The organism is Acinetobacter sp. YH16053, assembly GCF_013417035.1.
Classification (GTDB): domain Bacteria; phylum Pseudomonadota; class Gammaproteobacteria; order Pseudomonadales; family Moraxellaceae; genus Acinetobacter; species Acinetobacter towneri.
Window position 1 is genome coordinate 1 of the sequence record NZ_VPEP01000017.1, and the last position, 14,720, is coordinate 14,720.

The window sequence follows — 14,720 nt, forward strand, 5'->3', positions numbered from 1 at the left end:
TTCCCGAACTCAGAAGTGAAACCTCTTCGCGCTGATGGTAGTGTGGGGTTACCCATGTGAGAGTAAGTCATCGCCAGCTCATTATTCAAACACCCTCAACTAGCGTTGGGGGTGTTTTTTTATGCAAAAAGAAAATAAAGTTAGAAAAATAAAACTATAAAAAGTGAAGGCAAAATAAAACCATCAGATGATGATGGTTTTATTACGGCTTAGATAGAAGATTGATTTAAGCGAATAATTGAGTAACGGAACACCATAGAATTGCTAAAATCGCAATCGCAACGATAGGTTCTAGTACTTTAGACCAAGTGGGTACAATTGCTTCTACAGGCTCAATATTTTGATGATCATCGTGGGTATGTTGTTGTACCATTTGATTAAACTCCTTCATTGATGCCTCTAATGATAGCTCTTCTTGAGGAATTGGTTTAGAACCTTTTAACTCTATTAGATCGTTTGTTGACCAAACCCAATCATCCGCTTGACCAGATAAATGTTCAATTTGACCTAGCAATAATTCACCTAGACCTTTATTGCCAAAATTACCGGTTTGATCCAATTGCTTGAGCTCTGTGAGTTGTAAGGCTAAGACTTCACTAATATTCTGTTCAAGCTCAGTTTTGGAGAGAGGTGACTGATTGTGTGGAGATGTGGTGAGTCGACGTGCAATTTCCTGAATATATAATTCATCTTGATGATCAATTTCTTGATAAAGTTTTTGGTTGTCTTCTCGCCACAGACTGACCAGTTTGCCTAAGCTCAGCGCATTGATTTCTTGAATATATTGGTCGCGATCAACAGCATTATATTGTTTCAAAAGCGAGGGCTTTTGAAGTTTAATCTGCGCTGCAAAATATTGTACTAAATCAAAAGCCATTCACTACTCCATTGTTTTAATCTAATAATCTAAGGCTTGGTTTTTTCTTAGTTTGTTCGGTTTTTTCTTCAGTCTTTGATTCTAAAGCATCTTGATCATTTTGGATATGTGCATACTCACTTGGATCAAAGAATAAGCCTTGTCCATTCTCTCTTGCATAGATACCTACGACGGCATTCATAGGTACATATAAGTCGCGTGATACGCCACCAAAGCGTGCAGAGAAGGTGATTGCATCATTGCTCATGTGTAAGGCATGCACTGCATGTGGAACGATATTTAGGACAATCTGACCATCCTGAATAAATTGTTCAGGAACAAGCGTATTCGGCTGTGTAGCATCGACCAATAAATGTGGTGTGAGTTGGTTATCACAAATCCATTCATAAATTGCGCGGGCTAAATAAGGACGGGTTGGACTTAAATTGATTTCAGATTCAGACATAATATGCTCTTTAAGTATGAATTAAAAATTCCTGATAGCGACTTTTTTCCTGCAAGGTCATCGATTTTAAAAATGCAGGACGATTAAAAATACGCTGGCAATAGAGAAAAATAGGTCTACAGTGTTGTTTTGGTAGCTCAATACCCATGGCTTTGAGCCGTATAAATAATGGCGCCAACATGCAGTCTAAAATATTAAATGTTTCAGACATGAAAAAAGGATAATGTTGAAATAGTGGTGTAAGTGAAATGAGTGTATCACGTAATTGTTTTTGTGCTGTACGTTGCGCTTGGGGATTTAAGCTGTCTGGGTGGCACAGCATGTCATCGGCGAGCTTGAACCAATCTTGCTCAAAGCGCCAAATATATTGACGTTGTTCTGCACGTGGCATAGGGGCATCGGCATAGAGTTTATTTTGTCGATAACGATCATCAAGATATTCTGAAATTATGCTGCTATTGAATAATTTGAGATCATTTTCTAATAAGATGGGCAATTGATTGTAGGGATTGAGACTAGCGAGGTCTTCATCCTCATGATCGACAAGAATCAATTGATATTTGATTTGTTTTTCGGCCAGAACGTAACGAATCCAATGTGAGCGAAAGTCGTCCGCATGACTGTAGAGGGTAATGCCTTGTAAGGGTGCGTTCTCGACTGACATAATCCGAAATAAAACCAAATGAATAGAATAGGATACTAAACTTAGCCACTAAAATCACCCAGCAAAGCTGATAAAAGTGTATGAGATATTTGTTGATTGGTTTTCAATTTTTGGACTGTATTGAATTTTGATTTTTGGTGTATGTGAATCCGAATTGTTTATCTGGCTTAAAATGCTCAGCTCGTTGATTTGCATAAAAAAAGCCTTGGAAAATCCAAGGCTTTTTTTGTGTCCGATTCGGTAAACGAATTAACGTTTAGAGAATTGTGGACGTTTACGAGCTTTACGTAAACCAAGTTTCTTACGTTCAACTTCACGAGCATCACGAGTAACGAAACCAGCTTGACGAAGAGCAGGTTTTAAAGTGTCGTCAGATGCGATCAATGCACGAGTAATACCGTGACGGATTGCACCAGCTTGACCACCAATACCACCACCAGCAACAGTGATGTAAAGGTCATATTTTTCAGTAGCTTCAAGAAGCTCTAATGGTTGACGTACGATCATACGAGCAGTTTCACGACCGAAATATTGCTCAAGAGTACGGTTGTTAATTACGAGTTTACCTGTACCAGCTGATAAGAAAACACGTGCAGTTGCGGTCTTACGGCGACCTGTACCATAGTTAGTAGCCATGTGCTGTATCCCTTAGATGTCCAAAACTTGTGGCTGTTGAGCTGTGTGAGGATGCTCAGCACCAGCGTACACTTTCATTTTCTTGATCATAGCATAACCAAGAGGACCTTTTGGCAACATGCCTTTTACAGCGCGTTGGAAGATTTCTTCTGGTTTGTGAGCAACTAATTTCTCGAAATTAGTTTCACGGATACCACCAGGGAAACCAGTGTGGCGATAGTATTTCTTGTCAAGTGATTTGTTACCAGTCACTTGAACTTGCTCAGCATTGATAACAACGATGTAGTCGCCAGTGTCAACGTGAGGAGTATAAGAAGTTTTGTGCTTACCGCGTAAACGACGAGCGATTTCTGTCGCAAGGCGACCTAGAGTTTTGCCAGAAGCATCAACAACGTACCAGTCGTGTTGAACTTCAGCTGGCTTAGCGCTGAGAGTTTTCATTAAACCACTACCTATTATAGTTGGTTTGGACTATGGAAGCTGTCCAAACAAAAAGGAGTCCGAATTCTACCTGAGAATGGGTAGAACTACAATGGAAAAGTCACATTTTAAGCGCTATATTTTATCAAGTTTGGTTATAAAAGCAAAATCACCTCTAGCGACCATTTCACGACAGTAAAAATCAGGTATTGATCTTCTTTATCTAGTGCTGTTTTAGCTTTTTCTGTATGGTCGCAGCAAATAATAATGATGAGGACGGATCACTATGTCTGATGATTTAGAACGCATCGCTACAACGACAAAAGCATTAACGACAGAAGCATTAAAGCCGCAACCAAATAAACTGCTAAAATTTATAGCAGGTTTTTTCATCACATTGATTGGTCTGTATGAACTGGCATTTTTGTTCGTAGGTGCAGCTTATGGTACTGATGTATTTGCTTTTATCTTAATCTATTCTGTATTTATGCACATGACCTTGCTCCCTTTTATGCTATATGGCATCGGTGGCTTCATCATGTTGAGTCTATCTGATCAAAACTATCGAGCAGTTATTCAGCAAGCGCCCAAAATACTATTTATAGGTTTGTTGTTATGCGCGGTCGTGATTGGCATTTCAGAGTGGGCGCATCAGATGGGCATCTTAGATAGCCGATTTAGATTAGATTGGAGATAAAACAATTTTGCTCAGGATGGCGCTATAATTCAGCTACACCTAGCTATAGTGGATGAAGCTGCATGCGCCCTTTATATGTCACCAGTGGTGAACCTGCAGGTATTGGACCTGATATTTGTTTAAGTCTGGCAAATCGACAAGATGAGCGTCCAATTGTTGTATTGGCAGATCATCAATTATTACAACAACGCACCGAAATTCTAAAGCAACAAGTCGAATTGATTGAATATTCAGGTCAGCAACAGCCTGCAGCGCTTGGGCAGTTATATGTTGAGCATGTGCCTTTGGCTGTAGATGTTGAGTTGGGGCATTTAAATGCACAAAATGCAACTTACGTTTTGGAGCAATTACGTCGCTCAGCTTCTTATGCAATGACAGGTAAGAGTGTGGGCGTGGCGACAGCACCCGTGCAAAAATCTATTATTAATGAAGCTGGTATTTCTTTTAGTGGGCACACTGAATATTATCAGGAGTTTGCAGGTGTTGCGCGTGTGGTGATGATGTTAGCCACCAAAACCTTACGCGTTGCCTTGGCGACCACGCATTTACCTTTACGTGCCGTGGCAGATGCCATTACCAAAACACGTTTAGAACAAGTAATTGATATTTTGCTGCACGATCTAAAAAGCAAGTTTAAAATTGAACATCCTAAAGTATTGGTCTGTGGTTTGAACCCACATGCGGGCGAAGATGGGTATTTAGGCATGGAAGAAATTGAGGTGATTAATCCTGTGCTGCAAAATTACCGTAATCGCGGTGAAAATCTCAGTTTAAGTTTACCTGCAGATACTTTATTTACCCCAGAAAATTTAAAAGATGCCGATGCAGTTTTAGCGATGTATCACGATCAGGGTTTACCTGTGTTAAAATCTCAGGGCTTTGGTGAAGCAATCAATATTACTTTAGGCTTACCGTTTATTCGCACTTCAGTCGATCACGGCACAGCGCTCTCCCTCGCAGGTACGGGACTTGCGAAAAGTTCTAGCTTGCATGTTGCTGTCGATTTAGCGCTGGATTTAGCACGTTCATAATTTCAGCTTGGAAATCTTTATGTATCAAATTAATGCCCTAAACCCAAAAGATGAAGGGCATCAGGCTCGTAAACGCTTTGGTCAAAACTTTTTGCATGATCAACGCGTGATTGCCAAAATTGTCCGCTCAGTGAACCCACGTCCAGGCGATAATATTGTCGAGATTGGACCGGGTTTAGCGGCATTGACCTCACCTTTAATTGGTGAGTGTGATGCTTTGACTGTAGTGGAATTAGACCGTGATTTGGCCGCAGGCTTACCGGGACGTGTGCCACATCCTGAGCGTTTAACTATTGTAGAAAGTGATGCGCTGAAATATGACTTTACCGAGTTATTTCAGGAAGGGCGCCCGCTACGTGTGGTTGGAAACTTGCCGTATAACATTTCGACGCCGCTTTTGTTTCATCTCTTAGAGTTTGGTGACAAAGTTAAAGACATGCACTTTATGCTGCAAAAAGAAGTGGTAGATCGTATCACGGCTGAACCGAATACCAAAGAATATGGGCGTTTATCGGTGATGATGCAGTATTACTGTAAGCCAACGTTCTTGTTTGAAGTACCGCCTGGCGCATTTAATCCACCGCCTAAAGTGACTTCTGCAGTATTCCGTTTAGAGCCTTATGTGACTAAACCGATTATTGCCAAAGATGAAAAAGCATTGGCACGTTTGGTGGCGCATGTATTTACCCAACGTCGTAAAACATTGCGCAATAGCTTAAAAGGCATGTTGGCTGAAGATGCGTTTGAACGTGCAGGGGTAGACCCAATGGCACGTCCTGAAACTTTAAGTTTGAGTGCATTTGTCGCATTGGCAGATCAGATGGTGAATTAATGGCAGCAATTCGATACAACTATGTCATTGGTGATGTGCAGGGCTGCTTTGAAGCCTTAAAACTGTTATTAAAAGAAATACAGTTTGACCCTGATCAGGATTTTATCTGGTTTGCTGGTGATTTGGTTGCACGTGGTGAAAACTCAATTGGTGCATTGCGCTTTATTAAAAAACTGGTCGATCGCGGCGTTGCAGCAACAGTTTTAGGCAATCACGATTTGACGCTGTTAGCAGGCGCACGTGGCTTAAAGAAAATTAAAGAGCAAGACAATACCCGCGATGTAATTGATGCGATTGACAGTGATGATTTAATTGACTGGCTACGCAAACAGCCTTTGTGTCTTTTTCCGAATGAAAATACGATTTTGACCCATGCAGGTATTCCCCATATTTGGGATGCTGCACAAACAGCAGCCTATGCTAAAGAAGTCGAAGCGGTCATTGGGCATGAAGATTTTGCTGTGGTGGATGCATTTTTTAAGGAAATGTATGGGGCAGAACCTACAGTTTGGTCGGATGATTTAACGGGACATGCGCGTTTACGTTGTATTACCAATTATTTGACCCGTATGCGTTTAGCCAATTTACAGGGTGGTTTGGAATTCAGCTTTAAAGATGCCTTAGATGATCCGATGCCAGAAGGTTTTAAACCGTGGTTTGAATATCCATCTTTAGCTGCGCAAACACATCAAATCGTATTTGGTCATTGGGCAGCATTGCAGGGACAAACGGTAGCCGACAATATTCAAAATGTGGATGGCGGTTGTGTGTGGGGCAATCAGCTTGTGGCTTATCGTTTGGAAGATCAGCAATTGTTTGCAGTGGATAATCCGCTGGCAGAATGGTAATAACATTCATCTTTAAAATTTAAAAATGTGATGATGAAATGAAAATAGCCACCTATTGAGGTGGCTATTTTTATCTTGAATTTTATTGAATCCGAATCCAAGTTTGGCTGCGACCTAGTGTAGATACCCCCATATAAGCGCGCAAAGTCAAGCGCTTACCTGTCGAGTTGATTCGAATTTTTGCATCGTAAATACGACCTGCCAATGGATCAATTACGCGTCCTTTTTCGTAATTATTGCTGTCTTTGACTTGTTGTAAGCCTTTTAAAATGTCCATCCCTAAAATAGGTTGGTTAGTATAGGGCGCAGGGCATTTATTACAAAGTTCACGTGGGGTATAACCTGGACGTGGAGTTACTTTAATAATTTTACCCGTATAAGTTTGATTGGCTTCTTTACGAATTTCGATGACAGCTTTGGGTGAGCCTGTTTTATCATCAATTTGTTGCCAAGTGCCCGCTAAATCTTGTGCCATCGCCAAAGTGCTAAGGCTGCCGAAGATGACGGCTATTCCTAAAGCCAATTTTTGAATCATTTTATTTCCCTTACTCGGTCTTTGCAGCTAGTCTAATCTCTGAATAGGGCTTGAACAAAGCCCTGAGGATCTTGAAAAAATGACCGATGAGACACAATTACTCGCTTATTGTTGGCGAATCCACGTTTGTGTCCGACCAATGGCTGAAATTCCGACGTAACCACGTAAAGTGAGACGTTTATTATTAGATGCTAAACGACCTTTCAGGCTATACATTTTGCCTGTAAGTGGATCTAAAATACGCCCATCGGCATAGTTGTTATTTTCCACATGCTTTAAGCCACTAATAATTTCCAAACCGACCAAAGGTTTGTTGGTATAAGGTGCAGGGCAATTCACACACATAGTTTTTGGGGTATAGCCCGGTCTTGGTGTGACTTTGATAATTTTACCCGTAAACGTACCATTCTCCGCTTTGGTAATTTCAATTAAAGCCTTAGGTGAGCCAGTTTTGTCATCAATGCTTTGCCAAGTTCCAGTTAAGTCTGCAGCAAATAAACTGCCACTGAACATTAAGCTTGCAAATGCACCTATCAGTAAATTTTTCTTCATATCAGTTCCTTTGATTGCCGAAATTGATCACAGAGGTTTATTCAAGATATAAAGCGAGTTGTGGTAGGAGTCAAGCGATTTGAGAAAAAATTAATCTTAAAGTTGCGACTAAAATGTAAGAAAACCAATAAAAAATGCCACGAACGTGTGGCATTTTAAGTGAAAAGTGAAGCAATTAATTAGTCGCTTTTAATCCAAGTTTGGCTACGTCCTAAAGCAGATACGCCCACATAACCACGCATGGTCAGACGTTTACCATTGCTGCTTAATTTGGCTTTGGTGCTGTAGATATTGCCGCTTAAAGGGTCAATAATTTTCCCGCCTGTGAAATTGGAATTACCTGTATATTTTAAGCCAGTGAGTACATCCATACCTAAAATCGGTTGGTTGGTATAAGGCGCAGGGCAGTTGACACAGGTTTCTCTTGGTGTGTAACCTGGGCGTGGCGTCACTTTAACGATTTTAGCGGTATAGCTACCATTGCTTTCCTGACGAATTTCTAAAATGGCTTTAGATGAACCCGTTTTATCGTCAATGTTTTTCCAAGTTCCTGTAATATCTTGAGCCAGCGCAAAACTACCTAAGGCTGAGCAGATTAAGGCAACGGTGAGTTTCATCTTGACCATGTTCAATGTTCCTTCATTTCGCAAACTGGATATTTCATAATAAAAAGAAAGTGAAATGGTCACAATCTTTAAAAGTGATTGCTCAGTCACATTCTTTGTAAATACAGTATAAATGTTGGCAGCCAAACTGCGGTAAAGACTGCATTGACTGCCATGCCAAAGGCAGCATAACGTCCTGCAACACTGCCACGTTGCCATGCTTGAGCAGTACCAATGGCATGTGCAGCTAAGCCAAGTGCCAAACCTGAAGCACGTTCATCATTGATATGCCTTAAAATAAGTGGTGAAAAAGCAGCACCTACAACACCCGATAAAATCACAATCAAGACTGCCAGTTGAATTGGGGCTTCCAAAAGCGTGGCGATATTAATCGCAATCGGCGTGGTCACTGCACGGGTGGCAAATGCCATAATATCGGCACTGGACATATGTAGCGCATAAGCAAGCCCCATCGGCAGCGCCACAGCACTAAGACTGGCAAAGAACAAAATACCTAAAATCGCTTTGAGGGGTAAATCGTCATAACGCATGGCTGCTAGAGGAATGGCGAGTGCAACTGTCACATAGCCCAATAATTGATTAAACAAAGGGTTGGTTTGTGCGACGTAAGTTTCGTATGGAATCCCGAAAAAATACAACAGTAGCAACACAAAACACATGCCAAAGACAATCACAGGGATTTGCGGGACTTTTTGGTTGCAAGGTTTTGCCAGTAAATATGCAACGAGAGTGATTAAAAAACCATATAGAATTGACAGCATTTTAATCTCCTAAAGCCAGCGTTTTGCCATTATGGCATACAGCCAAAGCGGGATCAGCGTACTGATAAACAACACAATTAAGAAGATTGGAATTTGTTTGCCCATGTGCGTGAGCATAATTAATGAACCCGCGCTGATGGGTAAAAAGGCAAAGGCACTTTCTTTCATGATTTTGTTGTTGGTATCGACCAGACGAGCAGGAATTTTACTGAGTTTGCGCCATGTAAATAATACCGCCAGCAGGCTGAGCAAACCGACTAAATTGCCTAATTCTGGGTGATTAAATTGGGTCATGATCCATACAGAGGCTTCACGAAACACAATAATCAAAAGGAGTGTGCCGATCCATGCTGGCCAATCGATATGTTTTATCCTGCTCATTTTTGATCTTTCATTAAAATTTTACTTATCACGTTTTAACCGATCTGATCGTCAATTTCAAATGCTTCAAGCGGACGTTTAAATTGTTCTGCCTGTGCACCTAAAATTTCGTCTATCGGTAAATGTGCCTGTTTAATCAGTTGTTCCAGTTTATGTGGTGCCATGCTGACTTGTAGATGTAATTGACCTTCATCATCGTACTGTTCTGCCTGAATGACATTGAGCGCATACAGTTGATTGCGCAGTTTGCCATAAGCAGGTTGTAATTTAAGATCAAACTTTTGAATTTGCCCCATCAAACATTCATGTACGGCTTGTTTTAACAAGTCTAAACCTTGCCTTGAATGTGCCGATACATAGACACGGTCAGGTTGATGCGGTTTTTCATAGATAATTTTGGCTGTTTCGCCTGAGACATCAATTTTATTGTAAACCCGCAAAATAGGTACATCTGCGCCAATTTCTTTTAGCACACCTTCGACTGCTTCAATTTGTTCCAACACATCGGGGCTGCTTGAATCAATCACATGCAGCAATAAACTGGCTTCTAAGGTTTCTTCCAAAGTTGCTTTAAAAGATTCCACCAAAGAGTGAGATAGGTTTCTTACAAAGCCAACGGTGTCTGCCAATACCAGACGTCCGATGCCATCCCATTCTAAACGCCGTAAAGTAGGGTCAAGCGTAGCAAACAGTTGGTCAGCAGCATAGACATCACTTTGCGCCAAAATATTAAATAAGGTCGATTTGCCTGCGTTGGTATAACCGACCAATGAAACGGTAGGAATGGCGGCTTTTTGCCGAGCCACACGACCTTGTGCACGGGTTTGACGGACTTTATCGAGTTTGGTTTTTAGTTGTCCCATGCGAATACGCAATAAGCGTCGGTCAGTTTCAAGCAAGGTTTCCCCAGGACCACGTAAGCCGATACCACCTTTTTGACTGTCTAAGTTGCTGCGACTACGCACCAAACGTGAAGATAAATGTTGTAATTGTGCCAATTCGACCTGTAATTTACCTTCGTAAGTGCGGGCGCGATGAGCAAAAATATCTAAAATGAGTTCGGTACGGTCAACCACACGGCATTGCATCACTTTTTCTAAATTACGTGCCTGTGCAGGACTGAGTGCATGATCAAAAATGACCAAATTGGCGTCGTGTTCTTTGACCAATGCGGCAATTTCTTCGGCTTTGCCTGAGCCAATAAAGAGTTTGGCATCGGGTTTACTACGTTGAGTGTGGACGTGTTGTAAAACTTCTGCACCCGCAGATTCAGCCAAGAGCTGAAATTCTTCGGCATCTAGGTCTTCTAAAATTTGGACAGCGACACTGACCAGTACAACACGCTCGCCATCTTGATGTGGCACAAAATTTTCCACTCAGCGCAATCTCCATGCTAAAGCTATATTCTAGTAGAAAAAATGTTTGTGCAGGGAAATAGATGATTGGATTTTTCCTGCGCCCTGATTTGATGCTATATCAACGTATGTAAACTCAATTATAAGGATGACCCCAATATAGAATTTATCTATTTAGATTTTGCCAAAAGTCGCATGTTTGCATGCAGGTTTCGGTTTTTATTATCAATGCAAGTTCAGATTGAACAGTGTAGAATGAGCAAAATATAGACCTTTATACGTTGTTTTGCGTTTAACAATTAGTGATGACCCTATGAACCCAGCTGTTGAAACTCACACATCTCCAATTCATGGTTTTGCAAAGCTTGCTTTGTATAGCAAAAAAGTTCTGGCAACGGCTGGCGCGATTGGTGAAGGGTTTTATTTGGTCTATCGTCATCAATTGTATAAAGACACCAACAACCCGAACAATACGCGCTATGTGCAATATTTTTGCCGTCAATTGTGCAAAGTTTTTAATATTGAAGTGCAAATTCATGGTGAAATTCCGCATGACCCTGCGCTATGGGTCAGTAATCATATTTCGTGGTTAGATGTAGCGGTATTGGGTTCTAGTGCGCGGGTATTTTTTCTGGCCAAAGCTGAAATTGAAAAATGGCCGTTATTGGGTAAGTTAGCCAAAGGTGGGGGGACGCTATTTATTAAGCGTGGCTCTGGCGATTCAGTCAAAATTCGTGAACAAATCACGCAATTTTTAAAACAAGATATTCCTGTATTATTTTTTCCTGAAGCGACCACGTCAGATGGAAGCAAAATTAAAAAAGTGCATGGTCGTATTTTAGGGGCAGCAATTGAAGCCAAACGACCTGTGCAAATTTGTCTGATTTGTTATGTGAATCAGCAAGGTGAGTTAGATACTGTTGCGCCGTTTATTAATGACATGACCTTTGTTGATCATGTGAAAGATGTTTTGGAAATGCCGAAAGTGACAGCGCATTTAATGGCGTTACCTGCAATTGTGGTAGAAGGGCACGATATTGAATCTTTAACTGCTGTGGTACAGGAACGCATGACAGAAGGTTTGGCTGAGTTGCATCGTCAGGTATTAAAACCACAAGTGCTGACATCATAAAACATGCTTAGGCGCATCTTCATGTTAAAGATAGCCTAAGCACATCACATTTTTTTAAGAATAATGGTCATCATCCAACAGCTTCAATATTATGTTGCTACATAAAGCCTTCAATTGGCAGCCATGAGGTAATTTTCATTGCCGCACGTTGATACCATTTCATCCCTGGTTCTTTTTTCAGAATTTGAGTTTCGCCTTGTGGATTTTTCATGTGCCATTGAATGTTTTGCTGTGCATCCAAAACCAGTTTATAAGCATATTTGGACAAATTGACATCCATGGTGTGGTGAACTGCGCGAGCCAATGGCGGACTGTTTAAAATCACCCCAATTTCAGTATTTAAATATGCCGAGCGTGGGTCAAAATTAAACGAACCAATAAATACCTGTTTTTCATCCAATGCCATGAGTTTGGCATGTAAACTAGAACGGCTTAAACCTTTCATACTGACTTTGGCTTTTTTGGAAATTTCGTGCGTATGTGTGTTTAGGTTTTCCATTTCAGGTCGCGCCAAAAACTCATACAGCTGCACGTTATTTGCCAATAAATCTTCTCGATATTTGGCGTAAAAAGCATGCACCACAGGAACATCGTTGGCTTTAAAGGAGTTGGTCAGTACGCGTACCTGAACGCCATCATCCGCCAAGTCTTTTAGTTTTTCTGCCCCCGATTGTTCGGGGACAAAATACGCAGAAATAATATCGACACTACTGCTTGGCTTCTCTAAATGCGTCAGCAATTGAAAGTTGAGATGTTCTTCTTTTGAGGCGCGGTCTTTAATTTTACTCGGCGCATCTTTGACCACTTCAGCACTGACCCAATCGAACTTAATACTATGCGTCATCCACTGTTCAATCGCTTTAGAACGAGTCACCAAATCTAAATAATTTTGTACGGTGGCTTCTTGATCGTGCTGTTCTAATTGCTGTTTTAAGCTTTCATAACGCAAGGTGTAATGTTGTGGATTGACCAATTGCTTGACTGAATAAGCATAGTCATCATTCCAGTATTCATCAAAAGAGTGAATAATTTCATCCGAAGCCGAGCCGACTAACATCACATCGACATCAGAAAATTGATAATTGTCGCTGACGTTATAGTATTGATTGCTCATATTGCGCCCACCAATCAGAGAAATTTGGTTATCGGCAATAAAGCTTTTGTTGTGCATACGACGGTTAATACGCTTCAAATCCAAAATCATGTCCATGGCACGATAATGTCGAAAGCGATATGGATTATACAGTTTGATGTCGATGTTGACGTGTTGATCGAGCGCGAGATAAATGCCTTCCATTTTTTTGGCATTGTTATCATCGACCAATAAGCGGACTTTCACCCCACGATCTGCCGCACGAATAATGGCGTGTAGTGCAAGCGCGCCAATTTTATCGTTATCCCAAATATAATATTGTAAATCTAAAGATTTTTCTGCTTTATTAATCAGATAGATACGTGCTGCTAGGGCTTCGAGCGGATCATACAGGACATGATAACCCGTAAGCTGCGGATATTTTTCGCGTAGCGGCAGTACAATTTTGGCCAAACTGGTTTGATCGGTTGGGGTTTCAAACGCCATCTGGATCGGATGTTCAATTTGTTTGGGCAGCGTGCTACAGCCTGAGAGTGTCAAAACGAAGGCGCAACTCAGCCACAAGACGTTGTGCCGAATATTTTGAAATGGAGCGGATGAGCTGCGGTTTGCCAAATTAAATTCCTTTTTAGCACGAGGAGCAAATAAGTTAAAAATAGGGTTTGAGTATAATTGTCAGCTATGAAAAGATAAATATGACAATACAGATATATGACGTGTGTGGGTTAAATGCGACATCTGGGTTTAGCGCAGCATTGAATAGCAGAAGTATGAAGTAATAGAGAATAAATATGTGGGATAACGATTCAGTCGTGTTGTATTTCTATATGGGTATGGCAATTTTGGCGCTGTGGGCAGTTTCGCAAGCATGGCGCAGTCAGGCCAATACAGAAACCATTCACCCGTTTAAGGCCTTTGTGCATTTGTTGGCATTTTATTTGTCTTACCTGTTGCCGCCTTTGGTTTTTTTTAGTGTTTATGCGGGTATTCAGGGCTATTACTCCATCCACGAAGCGATTTTTGTATTTTTAGTCAGTGCTGTGTTGAGCTATGCGCGTTTTATTGAACCGCATTTGATTCAAGTCAAAACTACCAAATATCAAATTCATGCAGATCGCCGTTTATTAAAGCCTGTCAAAATTGCTTTAATTGCAGATTTACATATTGGCTTGTTTTCTGGGCATGAGCGTCAATTGAAGCAAATTGTGAAAAAACTCAATTTGCAAAACCCCGATATTGTCGTTGTAGCAGGCGACTGGACTTATGAGCCTGAAAATAAATTGGTCGAAGAATTGGCGGTATTAAAAGAAATTTGTGCGCCTGTATATTCGGTAAATGGTAATCATGATGAGCAGTATCCTGGCCCGCCCATTCAAGAGCTGTTAAAAACGGCTTTAGAACAAAATAACGTGATTGATATTGAAGGTAGAATTGTCGAGTTTGATGAGTTTCGTTTGCTCGGTATTGGCGATTTATGGGCAGGTAAAACCGACATGCGCTATATGCCCGATTTACCTCAGGATAAGCCGTGGGTGTTGTTATCACATAACCCCGATACAGTGGATATGGTGCCAAAATTGCCGACACGTCCGTTGATGTTGGCAGGACATACCCATGGTGGGCAGGTTGAACTGCCGTGGCTGACCGATTATGTGATGAAAAAAGTATCTATTTTAGGGCATAAAAAGGGGTTATATCGCCATGATCATGCCGATGTATTTGTGACTGTAGGGACAGGAATGGTCGGTGTTCCTTTTCGTTTTGGTGTGCCGCCCACGATTGATATTATTGAATTATTGTAAGCACCGTCACCATCGCCTACATGAAAAAAACCA

18 protein-coding genes are annotated in these 14,720 nt (G+C 41.1%); 6 read left to right on the top strand and 12 right to left on the bottom strand.

From position 1 onward, the window contains the following. Positions 1-226: 226 nt before the first annotated feature. The 5 genes from FTV43_RS11515 to rplM form a co-directional block, all read right to left on the bottom strand. Positions 227-877: a hypothetical protein gene (locus tag FTV43_RS11515; protein WP_004972488.1), complete on the bottom strand. Its 651-nt coding sequence runs from the start codon at positions 875-877 to the stop codon at positions 227-229. A 16-nt stretch (positions 878-893) separates the two neighbouring features. After that, on the bottom strand, positions 894-1,322 hold the full coding sequence (locus FTV43_RS11520) for a ClpXP protease specificity-enhancing factor (protein WP_004972487.1): 429 nt from the start codon (positions 1,320-1,322) through the stop codon (positions 894-896). Positions 1,323-1,332: 10 nt separating this feature from the next. Further along, positions 1,333-1,986: a glutathione S-transferase N-terminal domain-containing protein gene (locus tag FTV43_RS11525; RefSeq protein ID WP_179995500.1), complete on the bottom strand. Its 654-nt coding sequence runs from the start codon at positions 1,984-1,986 to the stop codon at positions 1,333-1,335. Positions 1,987-2,235: 249 nt separating this feature from the next. Continuing rightward, complete coding sequence (gene rpsI, locus FTV43_RS11530) at positions 2,236-2,622, bottom strand: 30S ribosomal protein S9 (protein WP_004972483.1); 387 nt, start codon at positions 2,620-2,622, stop codon at positions 2,236-2,238. Between the two features lie 12 nt (positions 2,623-2,634). After that, positions 2,635-3,063: a 50S ribosomal protein L13 gene (gene rplM / locus FTV43_RS11535; RefSeq protein ID WP_004909012.1), complete on the bottom strand. Its 429-nt coding sequence runs from the start codon at positions 3,061-3,063 to the stop codon at positions 2,635-2,637. 265 nt (positions 3,064-3,328) lie between these two features. Here rplM and FTV43_RS11540 point away from each other — a divergent pair, with 265 nt between their 5' ends. From FTV43_RS11540 to FTV43_RS11555, 4 genes are all read left to right on the top strand, one after another. Next, positions 3,329-3,739 (top strand): hypothetical protein, encoded by a 411-nt coding sequence (locus FTV43_RS11540; protein ID WP_179995501.1) that lies wholly within the window; start codon positions 3,329-3,331, stop codon positions 3,737-3,739. A 62-nt stretch (positions 3,740-3,801) separates the two neighbouring features. Beyond that, positions 3,802-4,770, top strand: a complete 969-nt coding sequence (pdxA, locus tag FTV43_RS11545; RefSeq protein WP_179995502.1) for a 4-hydroxythreonine-4-phosphate dehydrogenase PdxA — start codon at positions 3,802-3,804, stop codon at positions 4,768-4,770. Positions 4,771-4,789: 19 nt separating this feature from the next. Then, positions 4,790-5,602: a 16S rRNA (adenine(1518)-N(6)/adenine(1519)-N(6))-dimethyltransferase RsmA gene (gene rsmA / locus FTV43_RS11550; RefSeq protein WP_004972477.1), complete on the top strand. Its 813-nt coding sequence runs from the start codon at positions 4,790-4,792 to the stop codon at positions 5,600-5,602. Then, on the top strand, positions 5,602-6,450 hold the full coding sequence (locus FTV43_RS11555) for a symmetrical bis(5'-nucleosyl)-tetraphosphatase (protein WP_179995503.1): 849 nt from the start codon (positions 5,602-5,604) through the stop codon (positions 6,448-6,450). Before rsmA ends, FTV43_RS11555 begins: the two co-directional genes overlap by 1 nt. 82 nt (positions 6,451-6,532) lie before the next feature. On the opposite strand, the gene FTV43_RS11560 is transcribed toward FTV43_RS11555, so the two are convergent. The 6 genes from FTV43_RS11560 to hflX all read right to left on the bottom strand — a co-directional run bounded on the left by FTV43_RS11560 (position 6,533) and on the right by hflX (position 10,681). Next, the gene (locus FTV43_RS11560; protein ID WP_179995504.1) at positions 6,533-6,985 is read right to left on the bottom strand and encodes a DUF2147 domain-containing protein; all 453 of its coding nucleotides are present in this window, start codon (positions 6,983-6,985) and stop codon (positions 6,533-6,535) included. 105 nt (positions 6,986-7,090) lie between these two features. Beyond that, positions 7,091-7,537, bottom strand: coding sequence for a DUF2147 domain-containing protein (locus FTV43_RS11565; RefSeq protein WP_179995505.1), 447 nt, complete (start codon positions 7,535-7,537; stop codon positions 7,091-7,093). A 179-nt stretch (positions 7,538-7,716) separates the two neighbouring features. After that, positions 7,717-8,163 carry a DUF2147 domain-containing protein gene (locus FTV43_RS11570; protein ID WP_179995506.1) on the bottom strand — a complete coding sequence of 149 codons (447 nt, stop codon included), beginning with the start codon at positions 8,161-8,163 and terminating at the stop codon, positions 7,717-7,719. 86 nt (positions 8,164-8,249) lie between these two features. After that, positions 8,250-8,924: an LrgB family protein gene (locus FTV43_RS11575; protein WP_004972468.1), complete on the bottom strand. Its 675-nt coding sequence runs from the start codon at positions 8,922-8,924 to the stop codon at positions 8,250-8,252. A 9-nt stretch (positions 8,925-8,933) separates the two neighbouring features. Beyond that, complete coding sequence (locus tag FTV43_RS11580; protein ID WP_179995507.1) at positions 8,934-9,305, bottom strand: hypothetical protein; 372 nt, start codon at positions 9,303-9,305, stop codon at positions 8,934-8,936. Positions 9,306-9,340: 35 nt separating this feature from the next. Continuing rightward, on the bottom strand, positions 9,341-10,681 hold the full coding sequence (hflX, locus tag FTV43_RS11585; RefSeq protein WP_179995508.1) for a ribosome rescue GTPase HflX: 1,341 nt from the start codon (positions 10,679-10,681) through the stop codon (positions 9,341-9,343). Between the two features lie 292 nt (positions 10,682-10,973). On the opposite strand from hflX, the gene FTV43_RS11590 reads away from it, so the two are divergent. After that, complete coding sequence (locus FTV43_RS11590; protein WP_096901584.1) at positions 10,974-11,792, top strand: 1-acyl-sn-glycerol-3-phosphate acyltransferase; 819 nt, start codon at positions 10,974-10,976, stop codon at positions 11,790-11,792. Between the two features lie 97 nt (positions 11,793-11,889). On the opposite strand, the gene FTV43_RS11595 is transcribed toward FTV43_RS11590, so the two are convergent. Continuing rightward, entirely contained in the window at positions 11,890-13,500 is a 1,611-nt protein-coding gene (locus FTV43_RS11595; RefSeq protein WP_026438286.1) for a phospholipase D family protein, read from the bottom strand. A 176-nt stretch (positions 13,501-13,676) separates the two neighbouring features. On the opposite strand from FTV43_RS11595, the gene FTV43_RS11600 reads away from it, so the two are divergent. Beyond that, positions 13,677-14,687 carry a metallophosphoesterase gene (locus FTV43_RS11600; protein ID WP_004972462.1) on the top strand — a complete coding sequence of 337 codons (1,011 nt, stop codon included), beginning with the start codon at positions 13,677-13,679 and terminating at the stop codon, positions 14,685-14,687. The last annotated feature ends 33 nt before the right edge of the window (positions 14,688-14,720 follow it).